This window comes from Klebsiella sp. WP4-W18-ESBL-05 (assembly GCF_014169075.1).
GTDB classification, from domain to species: Bacteria; Pseudomonadota; Gammaproteobacteria; order Enterobacterales; family Enterobacteriaceae; genus Kluyvera; species Kluyvera ascorbata_B.
In genome coordinates this window covers 1-23,786 of sequence record NZ_AP022057.1, presented here as the reverse complement: position 1 = coordinate 23,786, position 23,786 = coordinate 1, and the positions used below count along the sequence as shown (strand labels likewise).

Genomic DNA, 23,786 nt, shown 5'->3' with positions numbered 1-23,786 from the left:
CAATCTCTCACTTCAAATGAAATCCAGCACTCTTCACAAACCCAACATTATTAGCAATTAACGCAGTACCCTATTCCCTTCCCGTTCGAGTTACGATTTTCCACAAGCCATTTATGATTACTCTTATTTGTGATCGTTCTCTAATACAAATAACCATTACAACGATTAGTTTCACATAAATAACAATATCATCAGGAGATATCATGAAAGCCATTATGGTTATGTATGATTCATTAAACAGACATTACCTCGGGCCATATAATTCCAGCCGCAGCGACACGCCGAATTTTACCCGTCTGGCAAACAACTGCATGGTTTTCGACAAAAGCTACGTAGGAAGCCTGCCCTGTATGCCCGCCAGGCGCGAGCTGCATACCGGGCGCTACAACTTTCTGCACCGTAGCTGGGGCCCGCTGGAACCTTTCGATGACTCCTGCTTTGAGATCATGAAAAATAATGGCGTACACAGTCATCTCATCAGCGACCATTATCATTATTGGGAGGACGGTGGCTGTACTTACCATAATCGCTATGCATCGTGGGAAATCGTGCGCGGTCAGGAAGGTGACCACTGGGAACCCAATATTAAAAAACGCGAGTTTCCACCGCACCTTGGACAAATGATGTCGCAAGACCAGGCAAACAGGGAAAAAATACTTCAACAGGATAAATTCCCCATCGAAAAAACATTTGATCTGGGAATGAAATTTATCGAAAAATTCCACGCTGAGGATAACTGGTTTTTGCAAATTGAAACATTCGATCCACACGAACCCTTTTTCCATCGACGACAGAAAGAAAAAATCGCTGGGCCGGAATTCGACTGGCCTCATTATGCGCAGGTTACGGATGCAGAACGCCCGTGGAAAAATAATCTTCGTGAAGAATATCGTGGCCTATTAAATATGTGCGACGTCGGTATTGGCCGCGTACTCGACATGATGGATAAATACAATTTGTGGGAAGACACCTTACTGATTATTAATACCGATCACGGTTATTTACTGGGTGAGCACGACTGGTGGGCCAAAGCCAACGATGCCAATTTCTATGAAGAAGTCTCGCATACGCCGTTATTTATCTACGATCCGCGCAGTAAGAAAACGGGCCGAAGCCAACAGCTAAATAGCTGCGCCTAATACCGCTACACTTTTGCCTGACCATGTTTTCCTCCGGGGAATGGGCTGGCGGTTTCCATAAAATGGCGGACCTTTTTCAGTAACTGCCACATTGAGCGGCACTGATGATTACGGGTTATCGTGTCATGAAGTGCCTGCCATAGCCGTTCCACATGATTCACCCACGGCGAGTAAACCGGCTGGTAAATTACCCTGAACTTGGGATTTGCTTTCAACCAGCGCTGTGTTTCGCGGCTTTTATGGATAATGTAGTTATCAACGATCAGCGTGATTGTTTTCGCCCGCCGGTAAGTGGCTTTCAGGTGCTTCAGCAGAGCGATAAACAGCGCTGAACTTTTGCTGTTGCCGCCCACGTAGCTGACTTTACCCGTGCCACTGTGCAGTGCGCCGGCCAGATAGTATTTTTCGTTCTGCCCCGGCGTCACTACCCGTTTCTGCTGTCCGCGCAACTGCCAGTCCGCACCGATTTTAGGATTAAGGTGGATATCCACTTCATCTTCATAAAATACCGGATGCTCTGCGCTGCATTCATCCAGCGCTTTGTGGATTACCGCCATCTTTTCATCTTTATGTGGGTCACGGATACGCAGAGTTGGCGCGGCCCTGCGCCATACAAGCCCCGCAGATGGCAACCAGCGGCGAACGGTTCCTGCATGTAACTGGCAACCGGTTATCTCATTGATTTTTATTGCCAGTAATTCGGTGCTCCAGCGTGAACGTTGATAACCAAAATCGCCGGGAGAATGCTTTATCAGCTCACGTAACAGGGTGCAGATATGTTCAAAAGGCCAGCGTCGGGAGCGCCCTGCGGGTAAGGATTTCAGGCCTTCAATACCTGAGTGCGTAAACCAGTTAATCCAGCGACCAACGGATGAACGGGCACAACAGAGAGTTCTGGCAACATCGCTGACCCGTTCACCCCGATGAAGCATCAGCATGGCCGTGAGTCTGCGGGCATGATTTTTATCACGCGTTTTATGAATAGCTTTCTGCATCAGGCGTCGTTCGCCACGGGGTATTGGTACTATGATCGGCATCGCTCAGTCCGGTTGGTGATTTTGGTTGGTTTGGCGATTGATCAGATCGCACAATCCGGGCTGAGTTCCCTTTCAGTGATCTACTATTCCGCGCAGCTATTTAGTACAGACCATCGATTTAGCCCCCACGCTGCTGGATTACTTTAATCTTTCGATCCCGCAGGACATGCAGGGGAAAGCGCTGAAAGAGACTATCGCTAATGATGTCGCGGTACGAGAAACCGCGCTCTTTGGCGTCTATGGCGCGCAGGTCAGCTGCACCGACGGCACCTGGGTTTATACGCACGCCCCAACCAAAGCGAACCGCCCGCTGAATCACTACACGCTGATGCCAACGCATATGCGTCACCCGTTCACGCTGCAGGAGTTGCAGCAAACGGAGCTTGTGGAGTCCTTTAGTTTCACCAAAGGCTGTCGCCTGATGAAAATCGCTGATATTGGCCTCGGCATGGTACCGCTGGAACATAACTGGCAGAGCGTACTGTTTAACGTAACTGACGATCCGCGCCAGTCAACGCCTCAGCATAATCCCGAAGTCGTCGCCCGGTTGCAAAAAGAAATCACCCGGCTGATGGCCGAGAACGATGCGCCGGAGGAACAATACGAACGCTTAGGGCTGAAAAAACCGGAGCGGAGGTAAGACCGTATGAAAGCCATCATGGTTATGTTTGATTCCCTCTGCCGCCGCATGCTGTCGCCCTACGGCGCGACCGATGTGCAGACCCCGGGTTTTCAGCGTCTGGCGGAACATAGCCTGCGCTTCGACCAATCGTGGATTGGCTCAATGCCCTGTATGCCCGCTCGCCGCGATCTGCACACCGGTCGCTATAACTTTCTGCATCGGGCCTGGGGGCCGATTGAACCGTTCGACGATTCACTGCCGGAAATACTGAAAAATAACGGTATTTATAGCCATTTAATTACCGATCACTACCACTACTGGCAGGATGGTGGCGCTACTTACCACAACCGCTACGCCTCGGCGGAGTTTGTTCGCGGGCAGGAGGTCGACGAGTACAAAGCGGCGATTATCGACCCGGTCTTTCCCGATAACTACGACCCGTCGCTGTCAGGCTGGCGTAAAGATCTTGAGAAGCGTGATTTCATTAACCGTTCCTATATGGATAGCGAAGAAAAAATGTGTACGCCGCAGGTTTTCTCGCTGGCTGAAGAGTTTTTAGAAAAGCACCACGCCGAAGATAACTGGTTTTTACATCTGGAAGCCTTCGACCCGCATGAGCCGTACTTCTCCTCACCAGAATGTCAGGCGCTGTATCCGGAAAACTACGATGGGCCGCACTTTGACTGGCCATTCTACCGCCAGGTTGAAGAGAGCCCGGAGATGGTTGAACACTGTAAAAATCGTGCGCGTGCCATGTTTTCACTGTGCGATAAATATCTGAATCACCTGCTGGATGTGATGGATAAACACAATCTATGGGATGACACCATGCTGATTGTGAATACCGATCACGGCTTTATGTTCGGCGAGCACGGGTGGTGGGCAAAGAACCTGCCCCCAAGCTACTGCGAAGTGGCCCATACGCCCCTGTTTATCTGGGATCCGCGCGGCCAGCATAAAAATGAGAGCCGCCAGGGGTTGGCATCAATGATTGATATGGCGCCAACGCTGCTGAAATTCTTCAATCTTGAACCCACTGCCGATATGGACGGTAAAGATCTACAGCCGGTCATCGATAATGATACCCCGGTTCACAACTCGCTGATTTTTGGCTACTTTGGCAAAGAGGTCAACGTCACCGACGGCCGCTATGTCTATATGCACGGCGGGAAAAATGGACAAACGGTCAACGAGTACACGCTGATGCCATGCTATATGAATTACCGCATGTCGCCGGCGCTGCTGGCCACCGCCACATTCGTGCCGCCGACCGAAAGTTTCCCGTTTGCGAAAGGCTGCCCATTACTGAAAATACCGCAATTATCACAGGGGCTGGAAGGTACGCTGTTGTTTGATTTACAGGAGGATTATCAGCAGCTCCATCCGCTGAATGCGCCGGAAACGGAAGTCCTATTCGCGGCTGAAATTAAGCGCTGGATGATAAAAAATCAGGCACCGGAGGAGCAGTTTACCCGCTTGAATCTAGCCTGAATGAGGCCCGCCGATGTCCAGTCGGCGGGCATTTTTATCAATGCAGCTCAGGCCAATAATCCTTATTCGCCGCAATTAAATCATCCAGAATCGCCTTCGCTACCGATGCGCTTGGCACGGTTTTCGACAGCGTAATGGCCTGCCACAGTTTATGGTAAGAACGATGTTCCCAGGCATCCACCACCAGTTTTTCCACCGCCACCTGCTGGCTCATCATCCCTTTCTGGAAGTTCGGAATATCGCCCACCGTCAGCGGCTCCGGCCCGTTATGGCCCACCAGACAGGGAATCTCCACCATCGCATCGGCGTCGAAGTTATGAATCGCGCCGTTGTTCGGCACAATCAGCAGCATTCGTTCCTGCGTGTTGAAGGCAATGGCCGTCGCCAGATCGACAATGTAGGACGCGTGCTCATCAATTTCGAGGTCGCCAGCCGATGATTTTCCGGCGGCAATAATCGCCCGGCAGGCGCTGAAAACGTTCTTCTCGCGGTGATCCATCACCTCGTTAGCGCGGGTACGTTCCGGGTTAGAGTGCGCCACAACGTAGTCCGGGAACAGATAGTATTTCAGGTAAGTGTTCGGCATGGTGTCCGGATCCAGCGCCTGCACATCTTTCGCCTTCGCGAAGGTGTCGTTCCAGCTTGCTTCAGTATGCGGGTCGTTAGAAGGGGGAACATAGCCGTATTTCGCCACATGTTCGCGCAGTTTTGGCATCAGATCGTTCCCTTCAAGGTCTTCAATCGATGTCCACCAGCCAAAGTGGTTCAGGCCGTAGTAGCGCACGCGCATCTGCTTGCGGTCCTTCAGGCCGACGATCTGCGCCATCCGGCCTTCGATACCAATCGGCATATCGCAGATGTTGAGAATTTTCGCGTTCGGACGCAGGCGACGGGTGGCTTCCGCCACGATTGCCGCCGGGTTGGAGTAGTTCAGCATCCAGGCGTCAGGCGAGTATTTTTCCATGTAATCCACCAGTTCCAGCACGCCGCCGATAGAACGCATACCGTAGGCAATTCCGCCCGGCCCGCAGGTTTCCTGGCCCAGAACCCCGTGACGCAGCGGGATTTTTTCGTCTTTTTCACGCATCGGGTATTTACCCACGCGAATATGCGCCATCACAAAATCCACGTCGGTGAAGGCTTCCTTCGGGTCAGTGGTGTAGCTGAACGCGATCTCCGGCGCCTGCTCTTTGAGGATAACCTTACAGGCTTCGGCGATTGTCTCCTGACGCGCGCCGTCGTTATCGTAAAATTTCAGCGACCGCAGCGGGAAACGATCCTGGTTTGCCAACAGCATCAGCACGATGCCGGGTGTAAAAGTACTGCCGCCGCCTGCGATAACAACTGAGAATTTTTTCATGATACTGCCTCCGTCATGGTGGGATGTTCGGTCTGTAGAGAATCTTTCATCAGGCGTTCCAGCTGATCGCGTACCTGCGGGACATGCAGGCCAACAATCACCTGAATACCGTTTCCGCGGCGCACGACGCCGTGTGCGCCAAGTGCTTTAAAGACGTCGTCGCTTTGTGTTTTCGCCATATCGACCAGCGCAATGCGCAATCGGGTAGCACAGTTATTGATGCTCTCGATATTGGCAGTACCGCCCAACGCCTGGAGAATACCGACCGCCTGGCCCTGCTGACCGGCTGGCGCCCCTGCGGCAGAGGTTTTACCGCGTGCGGCCTGATAGTCGGCCTTACTGTAGAGTTTGACTTCGCTATCTTCGCGACCCGGCGTTTTGAGGTTAAAACGCAGGATCAGCGTGCGAAACACCACGAAATAGAGGGCGGTAAAGCAAACGCCGATGCCGATTTGGGTAAACATCATTGCGGCATGGTTATGGAACATCGGTATCCAGTTCTGCGGCAGGAACTGATCCAACAGGCCGCCACCGAAATTCCCGACGACGCCACAGATATACATCACGGTCGCCATGGTGGCCGCCAGCACCGCATGAATGGCGAACAGCAGCGGGGAAATAAACAGGAAGGTGAATTCCAGCGGCTCGGTAATCCCCACCAGCATCGCCGTAAGCGTGGCCGGGATCAGCAGGCCAGCGACTTTTACACGGTTCTCCGGCGAAGCGGTGAAGTACAGCGCCAGCGCGATACCGACAGAGCCAAACACTTTCGAGTTACCGTGCAGCGCAAAGCCTCCTTCCGGGAACAGCGCTTTCAGCGGCTCAGTGCTCTGGCTAAACGCCTGCAGATGCTCCGCCCAGTAAACCTGAATGCCCCCTTCTACCGCCGCAGGGCCGAAAATAAAGGGACCGTAAACGAAGTGGTGTAAGCCCGTTGGGATCAGGATGCGTTCAAGGAAGGTGTAAACCCATACTCCCAGCGCCCCGGCGCCGCGCAGGAAGGCCTGTAGCGACTCAATACCCATCTGGACTTTAGGCCAGCCAAGCAGCGTCAGCCATGCGCAGGGGATCATGACCAGGAACGCGACAATCACCACAAAGGACGATCCCTGGAAAATCCCGAGGAATACCGGCAGCGGTTTATCGAAGTAGCGGTTATGCAGCGCGGTCACGATGCCGGAAATCACGATCGCCCCGATAATGCTGGTATCGAGCGTTTTAATACCGGCTATCATCGTTAAACCGCTGCCGGCAGTGGGATCGACGCTGAAATCAACGCCAAAGAAGTGGCCCCAGGTCATGCCCATGGCGTTAATAAAGTAGTTCCAGGTCAGGAAGCTCACCAGAACGGCAAGGCACGCACGCCCCTGCGCCTGTTTTGCCAAACCGATTGGCAAACCGACGGCAAAAATCAGCGGCATGTTGCGGAACACCGTCCAGCCGCCTTCTTCGATAATGTGAACAATCTGCGCAAACAGGCTATCAGGTGCGGTCAGCGCTTCGCCAACAAACAGCGGGTTGCGCAGCATAATGGCGATACCCACCACAATCCCCGCAAACGGAAACAATAAAACCGGGGTGAACATGGCGCCGCCAAAGCGTTGTATTTGACTGAGCATTTGGGAATCCTCATATAACAACTCGTAGGGTAAGTGGCCTTATTCATGTTGATCTCTGGCCTGATACGAGGATAGGAATTTGCTTGCCCAACAACATGCAACGCCGCGACGATTCGTGATCGCTTTCATGGTTTTAATTAACGCAATGTTGTCTAATTTTTTTAATAAAAATAGACAACTTAATCAGCGTAATTTTTCCTCGTGCTTTGAATTCACGTTAGCTGTATGTAATAAGCTACTTTTTAATAAGAAACGCTGGTTCAATATTCATCCAGATGCGGACGATAGAGGTCTACTTGTGATCTATAAATCTATTGCAGAAAGGCTGCGTCTGCGGCTCAACTCTTCCGATTTCAACATCGGTAGCCCGCTGCCGGGGAGAAAAAGCTGGCGGATGAGTTTGGCGTGGCGCGGATGACCATCCGCAAAGCCATCGACCTGCTGGTTGAATGGGGGCTGGTCGTGCGGCGACACGGCAGCGGCACCTACGTTGCCCACAAAGATATTCATCATGAAACAACCAACCTAACCGGCCTGGCTGAAGTGCTGCGCAAGCAGGGAAAAGAGGTGGTCAGTAAAGTATTAATCTTCGAAATGATGCCAGCGCCGCCCGCGATTGCCAGCCAGCTGCGTATTCAGATTAATGAGCGGATCTATTTTTCCCGGCGCGTGCGCTATGTCGACGGTAAGCCGTTGATGCTGGAAGACAGCTATATGCCAGTCAAACTGTTTCGCAACCTGTCGCTGGTCCACCTTGAAGGGTCAAAATTCGATTACATCGAAAAAGAGTGCGGTATAACCATCAGCGGTAACTATGAAAGCCTGACGCCGGTGCTGGCAGACAAGCAGCTGGCGCAGTCGATGAACGTACCGGAACAAACGCCGCTGCTGCGTATTACCTCCTTGTCTTACAGCGACAGCGGCGAATTTCTTAACTACTCGGTGATGTTCCGTAACGCCAGTGAATACCAGGTGGATTATCACCTGAGGCGCGTCCAGACATCCTAGCCCATCCCCCAGAAGAGCACAGCCAGCAGCTGCGGCGTGATAATACGCAGGAACATCACCAGCGGATAAACCGTCGCGTAGGACAACGCCGCCGCGCCGCTGGTGGCATGCAGGTTGTTGGCAAAGGCCAACGCTGGCGGATCGGTCATAGAGCCAGCCAGCATGCCGCACAGCGTCAGATAGTTCATCCCGGCGAAAATTCGCGCCAGAATCCCCACCGTCAGCAGCGGAATCCCGGTAATAAAGATGCCGTAGCCAATCCAGCTGAGCCCCTCGCCGTTAACCAGCGTCTCGACAAAATCACCGCCAGACTTCAGCCCCACCACCGACAGAAACAGCACGATCCCCAGCTCGCGCAGTGCCAGGTTAGCGCTGGGCGGCATAAACCAGTACAGCTTACCGATGCTGCCAATACGCCCGAGGATCAGCGCCATGATAAGCGGCCCGCCCGCCAGACCCAGCTTCAGCGCAACCGGGAATCCCGGGATAAACAGCGGGACCGAGCCCAGCAGCACGCCCAGACCAATACCGATAAAGACCGGCAGCATTTGCACCTGCTGCAATTTTTGCTGTGCGTTACCGAGGTCCGACGCCACCGCGTCAATCGCCGCCGGGCGGCCAACCAGATTGAGAATATCGCCGAACTGCAGGCTGGCATTGCTGCTGGCCACCAGCTCTACCCCCGCGCGGTTAAGACGAGAGATCACCACGTCATAGCGCTGTTTATAGTGCAAATCGCGGATTTTCTTTCCTAACACCTTCTCATTGGTGACGACAACCCTTTCAACTTTCAGGTCCGTCCCACGCGTGGAGAGCGAGGTTTCTACCTCTTTACCAATCACTAACTGCGCATTGTGCAAATCGGCGGCTTCCCCCACCAGATGCAGCAAATCGCCGGTTTCAATCACCGTGGTCGGCGACGGTACCATCAGCGTGTCACCGCGTTTGAGGCGCGAGCAGATAATTTTATCGCTGTTAATCACCGGGACATCCTGAATCGCCATGCGGTTCAGGTTCGGGTTTTCCACGCGAATGTTGATGGTCTTGAGGTGCGAATGGCCGGAGCCGGCCTGCTCATCAAACCGCTGGGCCTCTTTCTCAACGTTAATACGGAAAAACAGGCGCACCAGCCACATGGTCAGCAAAATGCCGCAAATCCCAAACGGATAAGCCATCGCGTAGCTCATGCCCATCTGGTCCACAACGCTGAACGGTTCGCCGAGATCGCGCAGTATTTGCTGACCAGCACCCAGCGCAGGGGTGTTAGTGACGGCACCGGAGAAGATACCAAGCACCACCGGTAGCGGAATAGCAAAGATTTTATGCAGCAGCGTGGTCACCAGACCGCCGAGGATAACGATCAGAATAGCGAACAGGTTCAGCCGTAGCCCCGAAACGCGCAGCGAAGCAAAAAAGCCCGGCCCGACCTGAATACCAATGGTATAAACGAACAGGATCAGGCCAAACTCCTGAATGAAATGCAGCATCGGGCTGCTCAGGGTAATCCCTGCCTGATCGACAAAGTGACCGACGATAATGCCGCCGAACAGCACCCCGCCGATACCAAAACCAATGCCGCGAATCTTGATATTGCCGATCCACAGCCCGACTACCGCCACCAGCGCCAACACGCTGACCGTCAATGCTATATCACTCATCGTCTTATTCCCTGTGAATAACATTAATAACAATGAGGATTATGGCCGAAGGAGGGCGGGTTGTATGCAGGACTGCGCACAATAATAGGCGGATTACCGCGGGGAAACGGGATAAAAAAAAGCCCCGATGACTCGGGGCTAATTGGGCAAATCGGGTTAGCTATTCAGCGCAGGGCGCTCGCTAATTGCGATACGCTGTGGGGCAATGGCTTCCGGCTCATTGCGGGTTAAATCAATATGCAGCAGGCCGTTAGTGAAGGTTGCTCCGGAGACTTCCATATTTTCGGCCAGCGTAAAGCTCAGGCTAAAGGCCTGGGTCACCAGCCCCTGGTGCAGCCATTTGGTCTCTTTCTCCTGCGGCTGCGGCGTGCCCTTCACGGTCAGGCGGGTGCCTTCCAGCTGCACGTCCAGATCTTCCTGACGGAACCCCGCCAGCGCCAGCGTAATGCGGTAGTGGTTATCGTCACTTTTTTCGATGTTATACGGCGGGAAGCTCTGGCCTTCACTGCTGGTTTGCAGCGCGTTCGCCAGTTTGTCAAAGCCGATCCATTGACGCAGCAGAGGGGATAAATCGTAGTTACGCATTGTGTTTCTCCTTCTAAGAAGCGAGTAAGTACCTGCAAATCCTGAGGATTCGCATCTGGCTCCCTGACGGCAAGCCGGGTGATTAACGGGGCCGCAGGCACGGCCCGGCAGAATTAATTAATTTCGATACGGCGCGGTTTATTCGCTTCCGGAATCACGCGTTCCAGTTCGATATACAGCAGGCCGTTAACCAGGTTGGCGCCGCGAACGTGGATGTTTTCCGCTAACTGGAATTTGCGTTCAAAGTTGCGCTCGGCAATGCCCTGGTAGAGATAGGTACGTTCTTTCTGTTCCGCAGCATGCGCGCCTTTTACCACCAGCATGTTGTCCTGCGCGGTAATTTCCAGCTCGCTTTCCGCAAAACCCGCCACGGCAATCGCGATGCGATAATGGTTTTCATCAACCAGCTCAACGTTGTACGGAGGATAGCCACCGTTGCTTTGTGTTTGATTGTTTTCTAACAGGTTGAACAGACGGTCAAAACCAATGGCAGAACGGTATAACGGGGATAAGTCAAAGTTACGCATAATCAAATAGCTCCTGGAAATCAGCGAGAAATTATCGACCTTCCATCGTGGACAGGCCATGAAGCCAGAACACCCCGCAGGCATGTTCTCTTCGGCTACACCTATAAAATGAGGGGGGAAAGATCTTTTTCAAGACCTTCTGGCCGACTTTTTTTGCACTTTCCCCGATAAGGCTTACACTGGGTGATAGCACGAAAGGCTAAATTGCGACAGCCGCCACAGAGCGGTGAGCCTGGGCTTTCTATTTTGGCAACGGATGGCTATAACCCGGAGGACGAGCTTTTTTATGCTCATAACAATGAAGAGCTCATGATGAAAAATCTGCTGATTAAAACGACGCTGGTTGGGGGGATCCTCTTGTCAGTAGGATGTTCCAGCGTCATGTCGCACACCGGCGGCAAAGACGGTACCTATCCCGGTACGCGCGCCAGCGCAGAAATGCTGAGCGACGGTGAAAACGGCTGGGCCACCAAATCGCTGGTTGCCCTGGATATGCCGTTTACGGCGGTCATGGATACCGTGCTGCTTCCGTGGGACTTCTTCCGTAAGGACAGCTCGGTCCGTTCACGGGTTGAAAAAAGCGAGCAAGAGACGCTGGCCACCAATTCGGTGATCCCACCGGCCCCGATGCCCGCTCAATAACTTAGTCGCCGATCTCGGTGACCCACAGCTGGCGGAAGCCAGCCGTATCTTCCATCCAGGCAATCCATCGCCCATCGGGCGAAAAGACCACCGCATCCGCTGACGGCGGATTCGCGTGTCCTGTGGTTAAAAAAATCATGTCACCGCTCGTGGCGTCACACCAGGCAATACGCCCGTCCAGGACCACACCGAGTCCGTTTCCAGATGGGTGCCAGTTAAAGGCCGACTGAATATCTGAAGCGTTGTGCGTGAGCTGCAGCGGTGCTCCGCCTTGCGGCGATATCAGCCACAGCTGCACGATGCCTTTATCATCACGCATCAGGAAGGCAATTTGCGTGCCCTGTGGGTTACTGCGTACCCAGTGGCGCGGCACGTTCACCAACCCGGGAAATGCACGCTGATGGGTAAAGGTTAAACGCCGTTGGCGTACGCCCGCAGGCGGCGCGGGAAGCGTGGTTGCCGTGCCCTGCAATGGTCTGTCGCCGGCCTGTTTCCAGCCACGCTCGTCGTGCGGCAGTTCAACCAGGAACAGTTCCGGCACTTTGTCACCGGTTTGCGAGACGGTATCACCAATAAACGCCAGCGCTCGCGAACCCACCCAGCCCTCTTCATAGGCGCGGTTAATCTCATCGCTACCGGGCCGTGGATCAACGGTGGTCTGGCTGACCAGCACGCACCAGTGGCTACCGCCGTATTCGCGCGGGTGCTGGCCGCGCGGTGCGACCGGGCCGTAAGGTACGGCCACGCCGACGTTGCGCTGATCACGTACCGGATCGTATTCGTGCATCACGTGGTCGTTATAGGTAAAGCTGACGAACTGCCCGCAGGGGCTATAGACGTGAACGTGACTACCGCCGCGCAGCGCGCCGGGCGTGAAGGGCGCGGTAATGTCCATGGCATCGAGATTGTGGGTATCACCGCGCGCCGCCACCACGCCGCGGCGATGGTGGAAGTCATATTGCCAGTTGGCGTCCGGGTTTTCCGGGCCGTGGATGAAGACGTATTGTTCATCGCGGGGGTGTACCGTCACGACACCAACATGGGCGCCTGCACTCGCCCGATAAATCACCTCGACCTCGCCGCTATGGACGTTCACGCGCTCGATGGTTTCACCAGTAAACGAGGCTCCGGACGGGCGCACATCGTAGACCAGCCACTGGCTGTCTGGCGTCCACGTACGGGTGTTGGTTAACTGATGATGGTGCGGCGCAAAGGTGACTTGTTTCATGGCGGTGTCCGGATAGAAAGATACCGCCTGGTTTTACCACGCTAAAGGCTTATCCCACAAGCCTTTAGCGGAAGTGCTAAAGAGGGCAGTCTTAGCTAAGCACGTATTTCTCTATCGCCCAGGCGACGCCGTCTTCCAGATTGGATTTGGTGATAAAGTTTGCCGCTTCTTTCACCGCCGGAATAGCGTTATCCATCGCCACGCCGACGCCGGCGAACTCAATCATCGCGATGTCGTTCTCCTGGTCGCCAATGGCCATAATTTCTTCTGGCTTGATGCCCAACACGTCGGCCAGCGACTTCACGCCGGTGCCTTTGTTAACGCGCTTATCGAGGATTTCGAGGAAGTATGGTGAGCTTTTCAGCACCGTGTATTTTTCTTTCACTTCCGCCGGAATACGGGCAATCGCTTTGTCGAGGATGGCCGGTTCGTCGATCATCATCACCTTCAGGAACTCAATCGAGGGGTCCATCTTCTCGGCTTCGCAGAACACCAGCGGAATCGTGGCGACAAAGGATTCATGCACGGTGTAGTAGCTGATATCACGGTTAGCGGTATAAAGCGTGTTGCGATCCAGCGCGTGGAAGTGGGAGCCGACCTTGCGAGAAAGTTCTTCCAGGAAGCGGTAGTCTTCATACTTCAGCGCCGTTTGCGCCACCGTACTGCCGTCGCCCGCTTTCTGCACCAGCGCGCCGTTATAGGTAATGCAGTAATCTCCCGGCTCGTTCATGCCCAGCTCTTTCAGATAGCTGTGCACGCCGGCATAGGGACGCCCGGTGGTCAGCACCACGTTAACCCCTTTTGCGCGTGCCGCCGCGAGGGCGTTTTTCACCGCAGGAGAGATAGTGTGGTCCGGCAACAGCAACGTTCCGTCCATGTCGATTGCAATCAGTTTAATAGCCATGAGATCCCCAGGTAAAATGAGCCTGTCCTCATGCTAACTCGGTTTAGCTCAAAAAACAGCACTAAAGGGTGCCGAAAAGGGGGATACAACGCGTTATGCATGCTCCCCTTTTGTTAGCTGCTCAACCAAAGAGTTTGCCGCCCTTCAGCAGGTTCATACCGGCCGACAGAAGGTCGCTGTGCGCCTGCGGGTCAACTTCACCCTGTGGTGAAAGTGCATCAACAATTTTCGGCAAATATTCCGCCAGCATCGTTGAAGCGGAGCTGGCATCGGTCCCGAGCTTTTCCCCCAGATCCGACACCGCAGGTGCGCCCAGCGCCGAGACGACCTGGTCGCTGCTAATGGATTGGTTACTTTGTTGGTTACTGATCCAGGATGACACAATGTCACTGAGCCCGCCGCTTTGCAGCTTCTCCAGTAGCGCCTGAATGCCGCCCTGCTCATTTACCCAACTCAGGATTGCTTGGTATTTCCCCGCATCACCGCTAAGCAGCGAGCCGACTACATCATCAAAAAGCCCCATTTTTCACTCCTCATAGCAATCAATCATAACGCTGTTTGAAGTATAGATACGCCGCAGGAATACCGCTCTACTGCGGTTTCGATGGCGGTTCAACCATTCGATATAAATTGTGATCACGAACGAAAAAGGGGAACGTTCCCATTTGTATTTAAACCGATGCTGTTATTCTCCACTAATAATATTAGCACCTGCGCAAAACTCACGAAAAGAATACATAAGAGATAAATATAATTACCACAATTAATATTCATAATTTTAATAACGGATATATTCATGAGAGCTAAAATACAGGATTACTTCTCTTCTCTTGGCCGCTCGTTTATTCCTGCCGTCGCAGTGATGAGCTGTTTTGCTTTACTCCTTTCGATTGGCGCTGTTCTAAAAAACCCACATTTCATCAACGACATTCCGGCACTGCAGTCCACTCCTGTCGTATTTCTGGCGAATTTACTCACCCAAACAGGCATGGTGATTATTGCTTATATGCCGCTTATTTTTTGTCTGGCGATTGCTATCGGAATGGCAGAAAAAGGTAAAAAAGAAACGGCAGCGCTGTCGGCACTTATTGCCTACATTTTTATGCTCGTCTTTTCCGGTTTGATGCTGAGCGCCTCAGGCATGCTGCTGAAACCCGACGTCGGCATTAACGCGCAAAGCAACGTTCTGGCAATTTCCCAGACGCTTGCGATGCGCCAGGCGATGCAGAACGTGGTGCTTGGCATTCAGACCGTTGATACCGGTGTACTGGGCGGCATCATTATCGGTGCGCTATCGGCCGTTATCACCAACCGTAATAGCGCCCGTAAACTACCGCTGATTTTCGGTTTTTACCAGGGCCGGCATCTTCCGCCGATCCTTAGCGGCCTTGCCGGCCTGACCATTGGATTAATCGTTCCCTTTATCTGGCCGTGGATCGGCGGCGGGCTTTACTATGCGGCGTCGGCGCTGGCAAAAGCCGGTATATTCGGTTCATTTATGTTCGGATTTATTGAGAAACTGCTGCTACCAACCGGGCTACAGCACGTCTGGTACTCTCTGGTGCATTACACGCAGGTCGGCGGTACGTTAGAAATTAGCGGGCAGACCTATGTGGGTACAAAGGCCATCACCATGGCGGCGCTGGCAACGCCAGACTTTAATGACAATATTCACCAGATTACGCGGTTGTGGTTGGGCCAGGGAGATACGCCGGGCAAAGTCTTTGGTATTCCCGGCGCGTTGCTGGGTATTTATCTGGCGGCCAAAGACCGCGATCGCGTAAAAACAGTCTTAATCTCTGCCGCCGTGGCGGCGATGTTTGCGGGCGTGGTGGAACCGTTCACCTTTATGTATCTGTTTCTTGCCCCGCCGCTATTTTTAATTGATTGCACCCTTCAGGGCCTATCGTTTGCCATTCTTGACGCAACCCATGCCTCTTATCTCGGCGGCAGCACGCTGATTGAAATATTATTTAACGGTATTTTACAGGGGCACAAATCAACGTGGATACCGATTGTTTTATTAGGTATTGCCCTGTTCTTTATCTACCTCATCACCTTTAAATGGTATATCGAAAAATTTAACGTTCTGACCCCAGGCCGGGAAGGCACTGCCGATAACGATGAGACTAAAGCGGCAGAAATTCTCTCGTCCAGACTGCTGCGGCAAAATAAATCAACGGATGACGTTGCCGCAGAAATCCTTCGCAAACTCGGTGGCAAAGCGAATATTAAAGAAATCAATAATTGTATCTCACGTCTGCGAATAAAGATTAATGCACCGCAGCACGTTGATGCCGCCGGAATGAAGACCATTAGTGATGCCTTAGGCGTCACCCAACCCGCCCCCGATGAATACCATATTATTTTTGGCATGCGCGTTGGGGAATATCGTGACGCTTTCGATCGCGCCGTTGAATCAGTGGAGTAAGCAAAAAATGAATGAAATGATGCAAATAGCGCTTCAGGCCCCCGTTTATGCGACAGCAGATGTTGTGGTTGTGGGGGGAGGGCCAGCCGGGGTCGCTGCAGCGATTGCGGCGGCGCGCAGTCACGCGCGCGTCATCCTGATTGAACGTTCAGGGCAGCTCGGCGGTATGGCAACACTTGGCAACGTGAGTATTTTTATGACCGTTGGCAACCTGACGGGGATCTATAAAGAGATTATCGCCGCCATACGACCCGATTTTCTGGCACAACACACCCAGCCGGAGAAACTCAAAATTCAGTTTAACCCGCTGCTGCTGCGTTACCATCTTCATCGCATGGTAGAAAGCGAAAATATCCAGCTCATGCTACATACCGATTTCATTACGCCGATTGTGAGCCATGGCGCAGTGACCGCCGTCGTGGTCAAAACACGCGAAGGTGTGAAAGTGATTCAAGGTTCTCAGTTTATCGACTGCACCGGTAATGCGGAGCTGGCTATTTCTGCCGGTGTACCTTATGAAACGGGAAGAGTATCCGATGGTCTGACTCAGCCCATGACGCTGATGTTTCAGATGCAAAATACCGGTCAACCGGTGCAGCAGATATTACCAGAAGGTTGCTACCACTATGAAACAGTTGCCGATCTACCGCAGGGGCGACGTCTGCTGTGGGAGCTCCAACCCGACGGTACGCTCATCGTCAATATGACCCGGATCAAGGGCAACGGCGCCACCATTGCCGACAGTAGCTATGCTGAAACCGAAGGGATAAAACAAGTCTTCTCCGTCGCTAACTATCTCCAGCGTAACGGCTTCGAAAACTATATTCTTTCCCATATTGCCGCTGAAACCGGCGTTCGCGAAAGTCACCGTATTTGCGGGCGCTACACCCTTACCGAGGACGACCTGCTGCATGCTCGCCGCTTTCCCGACGTGGTGGCGCAAACGAATTATGAGATTGATATTCACAGCCCGCAGGGAGAAAAGGTCTGTGATGAACGAAAAATCAATGGTTACGATATTCCCTATCGCTGCCTCGTGCCACAAGGCGTCGACCGGCTGCTGGTCGCGGGAAGAATCCTCTCGGCAAGCCATGTTGCACTCTCTTCCGCCCGCGTTATGCCTACCTGTTTTGCTCTGGGGCAAGCCGCTGGGGTGGCCGCCGCACTGGCGGTGGAGACAGAGTGTCCGGTCGGTAATATTCCACCAAAGCAACTGCATCAGCATATGAAAGAACAGGGCGTCACGTTTTATTAGGCAAAAAAAACGGGCGGAGATCGGTCCGCCCGTTTGCAACATACATAAGGTGATTAGATATCGATGTTCGCCGCTTTCAGGGCGTTCTCTTCGATAAACGCACGACGCGGTTCAACGGCATCACCCATCAGCGTGGTGAACAGCTGGTCGGCAGCAATCGCATCCTTCACGGTCACGCGCAGCATGCGGCGGCTATCCGGGTCCATGGTGGTTTCCCACAGCTGATCCGGGTTCATCTCGCCCAGACCTTTATAACGCTGAATCGCGAGGCCACGACGAGACTCTTTCACCAGCCAATCCAGCGCCTGCTCGAAGCTGGTCACCGGCTGACGGCGTTCGCCACGTTCGATGAACGCGTCTTCTTCCACCAGGCCACGCAGCTTCTCGCCCAGCGTGAAGATACGACGGTATTCGCCACCGTTAACGAACTCGCTGTCCAGCACATAGTCGGTATCCACGCCGTGGGTACGCACGCGAATAATCGGCTCGAAATGCTGTTGTTCAGCATTGTGCTGAATATCAAACTTCCACTGGCTGCCGTGCTGCTCTTTTTCGTTCAGCTCGGTCACCAGCGCGTTCACCCAGCGAGTGACTTTCTGCTCGTCGGACAGGTCCGCTTCCACCAGCGTTGGCTGATAGATGAGTTCTTTCAGCAGCGCTTTCGGGAAGCGACGCTCCATGCGGTTAATCATTTTCTGCGTGCCGTTGAACTCGGCCACCAGGCGTTCCAGCGGTTCGCCAGCCAGGGCCGGAGCACTGGCGTTGGTGTGCAGGGTCGCGCCGTCGAGGGCGATGGAGATCTGATACTGGTCCATCGCTTCGTCGTCTTTAATGTACTGTTCCTGCTTGCCTTTTTTCACTTTGTACAGCGGCGGCTGAGCAATATAGACATGGCCACGTTCAACGATTTCCGGCATCTGACGGTAGAAGAAGGTCAACAGCAGCGTACGGATGTGCGAGCCGTCGACGTCCGCATCGGTCATGATGATGATGCTGTGATAACGCAATTTGTCCGGGTTGTACTCGTCACGACCAATGCCGCAGCCCAGCGCGGTAATCAGCGTTGCGACTTCCTGAGAAGAGAGCATCTTGTCGAAGCGCGCTTTCTCAACGTTGAGGATTTTACCCTTCAGCGGCAGAATCGCCTGGTTCTTACGGTTACGCCCCTGCTTCGCAGAGCCGCCCGCGGAGTCCCCTTCCACCAGGTACAGTTCGGACAGCGCCGGGTCGCGTTCCTGGCAGTCGGCCAGTTTGCCCGGCAGGCCTGCTAAGTCCAGCGCGCCTTTACGGCGGGTCATTTCACGGGCTTTACGTGCCGCTTCACGCGCACGCGCCGCGTCGATAATCTTGCCGACGACGATTTTCGCGTCGGACGGGTTTTCCAGCAGGTACTCGGCCAGCAGTTCGTTCATCTGCTGTTCAACCGCTGATTTCACCTCAGAAGAGACCAGCTTGTCTTTGGTCTGGGAGGAGAATTTCGGATCCGGCACCTTCACGGACACTACAGCAATCAGACCTTCACGGGCATCGTCACCGGTGGCACTGACTTTGGCTTTTTTGCTGTAGCCTTCTTTGTCCATGTAGGCGTTCAGGGTACGGGTCATCGCCGCACGGAAGCCCGCCAGGTGGGTACCGCCATCGCGCTGCGGAATGTTGTTGGTGAAGCAGTAGATGTTTTCCTGGAAGCCATCGTTCCACTGCAGCGCCACTTCAACGCCGATACCGTCTTTTTCGGTGGAGAAGTAGAAGATATTCGGGTGGATCGGCGTTTTGTTCTTGTTGAGATACTCAACAAACGCCTTGATGCCGCCTTCGTAGTGGAAATGGTCTTCTTTGCCGTCGCGCTTGTCTTTCAGGCGGATAGAGACGCCGGAGTTCAGGAATGACAGCTCGCGCAGACGTTTTGCCAGAATGTCGTATTCAAATTCAGTGACGTTGGTGAAGGTTTCATAGCTCGGCCAGAAACGCACCATCGTCCCGGTTTTGTCGGTATCACCGGTGACGGCCAGCGGCGCCTGCGGCACGCCGTGAGCGTAGATCTGACGATGAATTTTGTTATCGCGCTGGATAACCAGCTCCAGTTTCTGCGACAGGGCGTTAACTACGGAGACGCCTACGCCGTGCAGACCGCCGGACACTTTATAGGAGTTATCATCGAATTTACCGCCGGCGTGCAGGACGGTCATGATAACTTCCGCCGCAGAGACGCCCTCTTCCGGGTGAATACCGGTTGGGATGCCGCGGCCATCATCCTGTACGGAGACGGAGTTGTCGCTGTGGATGGTGACAACGATATCTTTGCAGTAACCAGCGAGCGCTTCGTCGATAGCGTTATCCACAACCTCAAATACCATGTGGTGCAGACCGGTGCCGTCATCCGTGTCGCCGATATACATACCCGGGCGCTTACGCACCGCATCCAGCCCTTTCAGGACTTTGATACTGGAGGAGTCATAAGAATTCGACATCAACGTTTCTCGCTCATTTAATCTTGGGTTAATCCGTTATTTTACCCTTTTCCACGGTAAACATCTTCGAATTTTCATCGGACATGTCCAGAACGTGTTCAGCGCTAATCGCGCTGACGAAAACCTGTGACTGCGTGGCTTTTAAACGACTGGCCAGCAGGCCGCGCCGCGCGTCATCAAGCTCCGAGGCAAAATCATCTATCAGGTACAGGCAGCGTCTACCGCTTTCGCGGGTCAGAAACTCACCCTGCGCCAGGCGTAACGCGCACATCAGCAGCTTTAGCTGCCCGCGCGATAAGGTGTCTTCCACCGGCGCGCCGTCGGCGCGAATGCGGAAGTCCGCCTTGTGCGGGCCGTGTGCCGTGTAGGTCAGCATACGGTCGCGCTCGAAATTTCTCTCCAGCACCTCTGCATAATCGGTTTCTTTCTCCCAGCCGCGCTGGAAGGAGAAGGTGAGAGAGAATTCCGGGAGAAATTGTTTACAGGTATCAGCCATATCCTCAGCGATACCGGTACTGTATTCCGCCCGCCAGCGGCTGATTTGCTCGGCTAGCGGGATAAGTTCCTGATCCCACGGCCGCAGCTGCGCGTAGCGGCTCACCTGGCGTAGCGCGGCGTTGCGCTGCTTGAGCAAACGCTTGAGATTACTCCAGGCGGTGAAGAATCCGGCTTCATTGTGGAAGCATCCCCAATCAAGGAATGCTCTTCTGTATTTGGGGCCGCCGTTGAGTAAAGTAAACCCCTCGGGCGTAATCAGCTGCATCGGCATCAGCAGCGCCAGCTCGGCAACCTTATGGCCGTCGGTGCCGTCAATACGCACTTTGCTGTCGCCCAGTTTGTCTTTGGTCAAACCGATGGACGTTTCACGCTCGGCGCCCTGTAAACGGCCGTGCAGCACGAAAGCGTCCTGCTCATGGCGAATGACGCGCCCAATCTGCAAGCTGCGAAACGCCCGGCCGTGACCGAGCGTATAGATGGCCTCCAGCACGCTGGTTTTGCCGCTGCCGTTGGCACCAACCAGGAAGTTAAAGCCGGGGGATAAGGCAAGATCCGCGTTTTCGATATTGCGAAAATCGCGGATCAACAGACGGGAGAGCGACATTACAGTCTCATTGGCATAACAACATAGGCAGCACTCTGAGACGCCGCATCTTCAATTTGTACGCTGGAGACGGAGTCGGTCAGCAGAATACGGACGTTTTCGCACTTCAGCGCGTTCAGCACATCCAGCACATAGCTCACGTTAAAGCCGATTTCCATCTCCGTACCGCCGTAGGTCACGTCGAGGATCTCTTCCGCTTCTTCCTGTTCCGGGTTATTCGCGGTAATTTTCAGCTGGTTTTCGCTGACGTACAGACGCACGCCGCGGAATTTCTCGTTGGAGAGAATCGCCGCGCGAGCAAACGCCTGCTTGAGAATATCGCAGCCGGCTTCCAGATGTTTATCCGGGTTCTTCGGCAATACGCGGCGATAATCCGGGAAACGACCATCAACCAGCTTGGAAGTAAAGATAAAGTCGCCAACGTGTGCGCGGATATTGTTACTGCCGATCTGCACGCGCAGCGGCGTATCGCCGCCGTCGAGCATACGCATCAGTTCAATCACGCCTTTACGCGGTACGATCACCGAATGGCTCGGCAGCGACTGCCCAACCGGCATTGAGCACACCGCCAGGCGGTGACCGTCGGTCGCGACGGTACGCAGCTCTTCACCTTCGGTTTCAAACAGCATGCCGTTTAAGTAATAACGGACGTCCTGATGCGCCATCGAGAACTGGGTGGCTTCAATCAGACGTTTCATCGTCGCCTGCGGCAGCGTGAACTCGACGTCACTCTGCCAGTCGTCGAGATTCGGGAAATCGGCGGCAGGCAGCGTAGACAGCGAGAAACGGCTACGGCCGGAGCGCACCAGCATGCGGTCACCTTCCAGCTGTACGGCGATTTCCGCGCCTTCCGGCAGGCCACGGCAGATGTCGAAGAATTTACGCGCCGGGACGGTAGTCGCGCCCGGTTCATGCGCCTGCAGCAGCGCCACGCGCGCTACCATTTCCATTTCCAAATCGGTACCGGTCAGCGACAGCGTGCCGTCCGCCACCTGCAGCAGCAGGTTACCCAGAATCGGCAATGTCGGACGCCCGCCTAACGGGCCACTCACCTGTTGTAACGGTTTTAATAAATGTTCACGTTCTACGGTAAATTTCATAGGATCACGACGACAGTGTTCTGATTAAATTGGAAAAATCTTCTTTGATATCGTGGCTTTCTTCACGCAGCTGCTCAATCTTACGGCAGGCGTGCAGCACGGTGGTATGGTCACGGCCACCAAACGCATCGCCAATCTCCGGCAGACTGTGGTTGGTGAGCTCTTTCGCCAACGCCATCGCCATCTGACGCGGACGTGCTACCGAGCGAGAGCGTCGCTTGGAGAGCAGATCCGCCACTTTAATCTTGTAATACTCCGCCACCGTCTTCTGAATATTGTCGATGGTGACCAGCTTTTCCTGCAACGCCAGCAGATCGCGCAGCGCTTCACGCACGAAATCGATGGTGATCGCCCGGCCGGTAAAGTTGGCGTTGGCGATAACGCGGTTCAGTGCGCCTTCCAGCTCACGCACGTTAGAGCGTAGACGCTTGGCGATAAAGAACGCCACCTCACCGGGCAGACGAATGTCGTTTTCGTCAGCTTTTTTCATCAGGATAGCGACGCGGGTCTCAAGCTCAGGCGGCTCGATGGCGACCGTCAGACCCCAGCCAAAGCGGGATTTCAGACGATCTTCAACGCCGTTGATCTCTTTCGGATAGCGATCCGAGGTGAGGATAATCTGTTGATTACCTTCCAGCAGGGCGTTGAAGGTGTGGAAAAACTCTTCCTGCGAACGCTCTTTATTGGCAAAGAATTGGATGTCATCGATCAGCAGCGCATCAACGGAACGGTAATAGCGTTTAAACTCTTCGATCGCATTGTTTTGCAGGGCTTTTACCATGTCCTGGACAAAGCGCTCGGAGTGCATATACACCACTTTGGCGTTCGGTTTGCGGGCGATAATGCCGTTACCCACCGCGTGCAGCAGGTGCGTTTTACCTAAACCCGTACCGCCGTACAGGAACAGCGGGTTGTAGGCACCGCCTGGGTTATCCGCCACCTGGCGTGCCGCTGCGCGGGCAAGCTGGTTCGATTTACCTTCGACGAAGTTGTCAAAGGTATGTTTAACGTTGACGTTGGATCGGTAAGAAGGCTCAGCGGGTGCCGGAACGTTGTCCCAGCCGGCGCGCGGGGCTGGCGCAACGCGCGGGGCGTGCACCTGTGCCGTTTGCGCCGGGGCGCTGACGTTCGCCGTTTCTCTTAGCGTTTGGGTTACCGGCTTGGTGCCCACCTCAAAACGCAGCTGCGGGGCATCCGCACCGCAGAAATCATTCAACAGGCCGTTGATGTTATTGAGGTATTTATCTCTCACCCAATCAAGCACAAAACGATTTGGCGCATACAGGGCCAGCGTGTTATCGCTCAGTTCCGCCTGCAACGGGCGGATCCACATGCTGAATTCTGTGGCTGGTAACTCATCCTGCAATCGGGCAAGACATTGCTGCCAAAGCGAAAGTGACACGGCGGACTCCACTCGAAAAAAGTCGATACACATCATCCTCAGGCAAGCCTGTAGGCGACCCTCTGACGATCCTGCCACCAGAAAAACAGAATGCTGGCGGGGATTCATTCAGCCGCTGCGCAAATGCAGCCCGAACGATGCTGTGTATAAGATTAAAAATTCGTGATTTTTGGCACACGTCGAAAAGACCCGATGCAAGCGGGTGACG

At 54.0% G+C, this 23,786-nt stretch carries 19 protein-coding genes, 1 pseudogene and 1 other annotated feature; of the genes and pseudogenes, 7 read left to right on the top strand and 13 right to left on the bottom strand.

The features are described from left to right. The first annotated feature begins 203 nt into the window (after positions 1-203). Positions 204-1,139, top strand: coding sequence for a sulfatase (locus H7R58_RS00100; RefSeq protein ID WP_106924815.1), 936 nt, complete (start codon positions 204-206; stop codon positions 1,137-1,139). A 5-nt stretch (positions 1,140-1,144) separates the two neighbouring features. Here the strand turns inward: H7R58_RS00100 and H7R58_RS00095 are convergent, their stop codons facing one another. Continuing rightward, positions 1,145-2,176 carry an IS630-like element ISEc33 family transposase gene (locus tag H7R58_RS00095; protein ID WP_001395480.1) on the bottom strand — a complete coding sequence of 344 codons (1,032 nt, stop codon included), beginning with the start codon at positions 2,174-2,176 and terminating at the stop codon, positions 1,145-1,147. Positions 2,177-2,342: 166 nt separating this feature from the next. On the opposite strand from H7R58_RS00095, the gene H7R58_RS00090 reads away from it, so the two are divergent. Beyond that, positions 2,343-2,816, top strand: a complete 474-nt coding sequence (locus H7R58_RS00090) for a hypothetical protein (protein ID WP_182934546.1) — start codon at positions 2,343-2,345, stop codon at positions 2,814-2,816. Positions 2,817-2,822: 6 nt separating this feature from the next. Further along, positions 2,823-4,289, top strand: a complete 1,467-nt coding sequence (locus H7R58_RS00085) for a sulfatase (RefSeq protein WP_182929755.1) — start codon at positions 2,823-2,825, stop codon at positions 4,287-4,289. Positions 4,290-4,326: 37 nt separating this feature from the next. Here H7R58_RS00085 and H7R58_RS00080 read toward each other — a convergent pair whose 3' ends face one another. Both H7R58_RS00080 and H7R58_RS00075 read right to left on the bottom strand, forming a co-directional pair. Beyond that, positions 4,327-5,649 (bottom strand): 6-phospho-alpha-glucosidase, encoded by a 1,323-nt coding sequence (locus H7R58_RS00080; RefSeq protein ID WP_182929754.1) that lies wholly within the window; start codon positions 5,647-5,649, stop codon positions 4,327-4,329. After that, entirely contained in the window at positions 5,646-7,268 is a 1,623-nt protein-coding gene (locus H7R58_RS00075; RefSeq protein WP_106930189.1) for an alpha-glucoside-specific PTS transporter subunit IIBC, read from the bottom strand. The genes H7R58_RS00080 and H7R58_RS00075 overlap by 4 nt, the downstream gene beginning before the upstream one ends. Positions 7,269-7,566: 298 nt before the next feature. On the opposite strand from H7R58_RS00075, the pseudogene H7R58_RS00070 reads away from it, so the two are divergent. Further along, a pseudogene (locus tag H7R58_RS00070) lies at positions 7,567-8,267 on the top strand (GntR family transcriptional regulator); the annotation flags it as partial. Between the two features lie 5 nt (positions 8,268-8,272). Here H7R58_RS00070 and H7R58_RS00065 read toward each other — a convergent pair. The 3 genes from H7R58_RS00065 to ibpA all read right to left on the bottom strand — a co-directional run bounded on the left by H7R58_RS00065 (position 8,273) and on the right by ibpA (position 11,046). Continuing rightward, positions 8,273-9,934 (bottom strand): putative transporter, encoded by a 1,662-nt coding sequence (locus H7R58_RS00065; protein ID WP_106930183.1) that lies wholly within the window; start codon positions 9,932-9,934, stop codon positions 8,273-8,275. A 156-nt stretch (positions 9,935-10,090) separates the two neighbouring features. After that, positions 10,091-10,519, bottom strand: coding sequence for a small heat shock chaperone IbpB (gene ibpB / locus H7R58_RS00060; protein ID WP_106930181.1), 429 nt, complete (start codon positions 10,517-10,519; stop codon positions 10,091-10,093). 113 nt (positions 10,520-10,632) lie between these two features. Continuing rightward, positions 10,633-11,046: a small heat shock chaperone IbpA gene (gene ibpA, locus H7R58_RS00055; protein ID WP_015343937.1), complete on the bottom strand. Its 414-nt coding sequence runs from the start codon at positions 11,044-11,046 to the stop codon at positions 10,633-10,635. Continuing rightward, positions 11,040-11,115, bottom strand: a sequence feature (ROSE (Repression Of Heat Shock gene Expression) occurs in the 5'-region of heat shock genes and acts as an RNA thermometer to modulate expression.). It overlaps the preceding gene by 7 nt. Positions 11,116-11,355: 240 nt before the next feature. Between ibpA and H7R58_RS00050 the strand changes: the two genes are divergently transcribed. Further along, positions 11,356-11,688: a YceK/YidQ family lipoprotein gene (locus H7R58_RS00050; protein WP_181358042.1), complete on the top strand. Its 333-nt coding sequence runs from the start codon at positions 11,356-11,358 to the stop codon at positions 11,686-11,688. Position 11,689: 1 nt separating this feature from the next. On the opposite strand, the gene H7R58_RS00045 is transcribed toward H7R58_RS00050, so the two are convergent. From H7R58_RS00045 to H7R58_RS00035, 3 genes are all read right to left on the bottom strand, one after another. Then, a complete protein-coding gene (locus H7R58_RS00045; RefSeq protein WP_182929753.1) occupies positions 11,690-12,916 on the bottom strand; it encodes a DUF3748 domain-containing protein in 1,227 nt (408 codons plus the stop codon). Positions 12,917-13,007: 91 nt separating this feature from the next. Beyond that, positions 13,008-13,820, bottom strand: a complete 813-nt coding sequence (gene yidA / locus H7R58_RS00040; protein ID WP_106930177.1) for a sugar-phosphatase — start codon at positions 13,818-13,820, stop codon at positions 13,008-13,010. 121 nt (positions 13,821-13,941) lie between these two features. Beyond that, positions 13,942-14,343, bottom strand: a complete 402-nt coding sequence (locus tag H7R58_RS00035) for a YidB family protein (protein WP_106930175.1) — start codon at positions 14,341-14,343, stop codon at positions 13,942-13,944. 273 nt (positions 14,344-14,616) lie between these two features. Between H7R58_RS00035 and H7R58_RS00030 the strand changes: the two genes are divergently transcribed. Both H7R58_RS00030 and H7R58_RS00025 read left to right on the top strand, forming a co-directional pair. Then, a complete protein-coding gene (locus tag H7R58_RS00030; protein WP_182929752.1) occupies positions 14,617-16,251 on the top strand; it encodes a PTS transporter subunit EIIC in 1,635 nt (544 codons plus the stop codon). Further along, complete coding sequence (locus H7R58_RS00025) at positions 16,214-17,506, top strand: FAD-dependent oxidoreductase (protein WP_223878964.1); 1,293 nt, start codon at positions 16,214-16,216, stop codon at positions 17,504-17,506. The genes H7R58_RS00030 and H7R58_RS00025 overlap by 38 nt, the downstream gene beginning before the upstream one ends. A gap of 53 nt (positions 17,507-17,559) precedes the next feature. On the opposite strand, the gene gyrB is transcribed toward H7R58_RS00025, so the two are convergent. Genes gyrB through dnaA form a run of 4 tightly spaced genes read right to left on the bottom strand, consistent with a single transcriptional unit; the run spans position 17,560 to position 23,578 of the window. Then, positions 17,560-19,974: a DNA topoisomerase (ATP-hydrolyzing) subunit B gene (gyrB, locus tag H7R58_RS00020; RefSeq protein WP_106930169.1), complete on the bottom strand. Its 2,415-nt coding sequence runs from the start codon at positions 19,972-19,974 to the stop codon at positions 17,560-17,562. A gap of 28 nt (positions 19,975-20,002) precedes the next feature. Beyond that, entirely contained in the window at positions 20,003-21,076 is a 1,074-nt protein-coding gene (gene recF, locus H7R58_RS00015; protein WP_106930167.1) for a DNA replication/repair protein RecF, read from the bottom strand. Next, on the bottom strand, positions 21,076-22,176 hold the full coding sequence (gene dnaN / locus H7R58_RS00010) for a DNA polymerase III subunit beta (RefSeq protein WP_106930165.1): 1,101 nt from the start codon (positions 22,174-22,176) through the stop codon (positions 21,076-21,078). Before dnaN ends, recF begins: the two co-directional genes overlap by 1 nt. Positions 22,177-22,180: 4 nt before the next feature. Continuing rightward, positions 22,181-23,578, bottom strand: a complete 1,398-nt coding sequence (gene dnaA, locus H7R58_RS00005; RefSeq protein ID WP_163447642.1) for a chromosomal replication initiator protein DnaA — start codon at positions 23,576-23,578, stop codon at positions 22,181-22,183. Positions 23,579-23,786 lie beyond the last annotated feature (208 nt).

Coding starts and splice junctions, on each gene's coding strand:
- H7R58_RS00100 (WP_106924815.1), top strand. CDS start 204: ATGAAAGCCATTATGGTTATGTATGATTCATTAAACAGACATTACCTC.
- H7R58_RS00095 (WP_001395480.1), bottom strand. CDS start 2,176: ATGCCGATCATAGTACCAATACCCCGTGGCGAACGACGCCTGATGCAG.
- H7R58_RS00090 (WP_182934546.1), top strand. CDS start 2,343: ATGCAGGGGAAAGCGCTGAAAGAGACTATCGCTAATGATGTCGCGGTA.
- H7R58_RS00085 (WP_182929755.1), top strand. CDS start 2,823: ATGAAAGCCATCATGGTTATGTTTGATTCCCTCTGCCGCCGCATGCTG.
- H7R58_RS00080 (WP_182929754.1), bottom strand. CDS start 5,649: ATGAAAAAATTCTCAGTTGTTATCGCAGGCGGCGGCAGTACTTTTACA.
- H7R58_RS00075 (WP_106930189.1), bottom strand. CDS start 7,268: ATGCTCAGTCAAATACAACGCTTTGGCGGCGCCATGTTCACCCCGGTT.
- H7R58_RS00065 (WP_106930183.1), bottom strand. CDS start 9,934: ATGAGTGATATAGCATTGACGGTCAGCGTGTTGGCGCTGGTGGCGGTA.
- ibpB (WP_106930181.1), bottom strand. CDS start 10,519: ATGCGTAACTACGATTTATCCCCTCTGCTGCGTCAATGGATCGGCTTT.
- ibpA (WP_015343937.1), bottom strand. CDS start 11,046: ATGCGTAACTTTGACTTATCCCCGTTATACCGTTCTGCCATTGGTTTT.
- H7R58_RS00050 (WP_181358042.1), top strand. CDS start 11,356: ATGATGAAAAATCTGCTGATTAAAACGACGCTGGTTGGGGGGATCCTC.
- H7R58_RS00045 (WP_182929753.1), bottom strand. CDS start 12,916: ATGAAACAAGTCACCTTTGCGCCGCACCATCATCAGTTAACCAACACC.
- yidA (WP_106930177.1), bottom strand. CDS start 13,820: ATGGCTATTAAACTGATTGCAATCGACATGGACGGAACGTTGCTGTTG.
- H7R58_RS00035 (WP_106930175.1), bottom strand. CDS start 14,343: ATGGGGCTTTTTGATGATGTAGTCGGCTCGCTGCTTAGCGGTGATGCG.
- H7R58_RS00030 (WP_182929752.1), top strand. CDS start 14,617: ATGAGAGCTAAAATACAGGATTACTTCTCTTCTCTTGGCCGCTCGTTT.
- gyrB (WP_106930169.1), bottom strand. CDS start 19,974: ATGTCGAATTCTTATGACTCCTCCAGTATCAAAGTCCTGAAAGGGCTG.
- recF (WP_106930167.1), bottom strand. CDS start 21,076: ATGTCGCTCTCCCGTCTGTTGATCCGCGATTTTCGCAATATCGAAAAC.
- dnaN (WP_106930165.1), bottom strand. CDS start 22,176: ATGAAATTTACCGTAGAACGTGAACATTTATTAAAACCGTTACAACAG.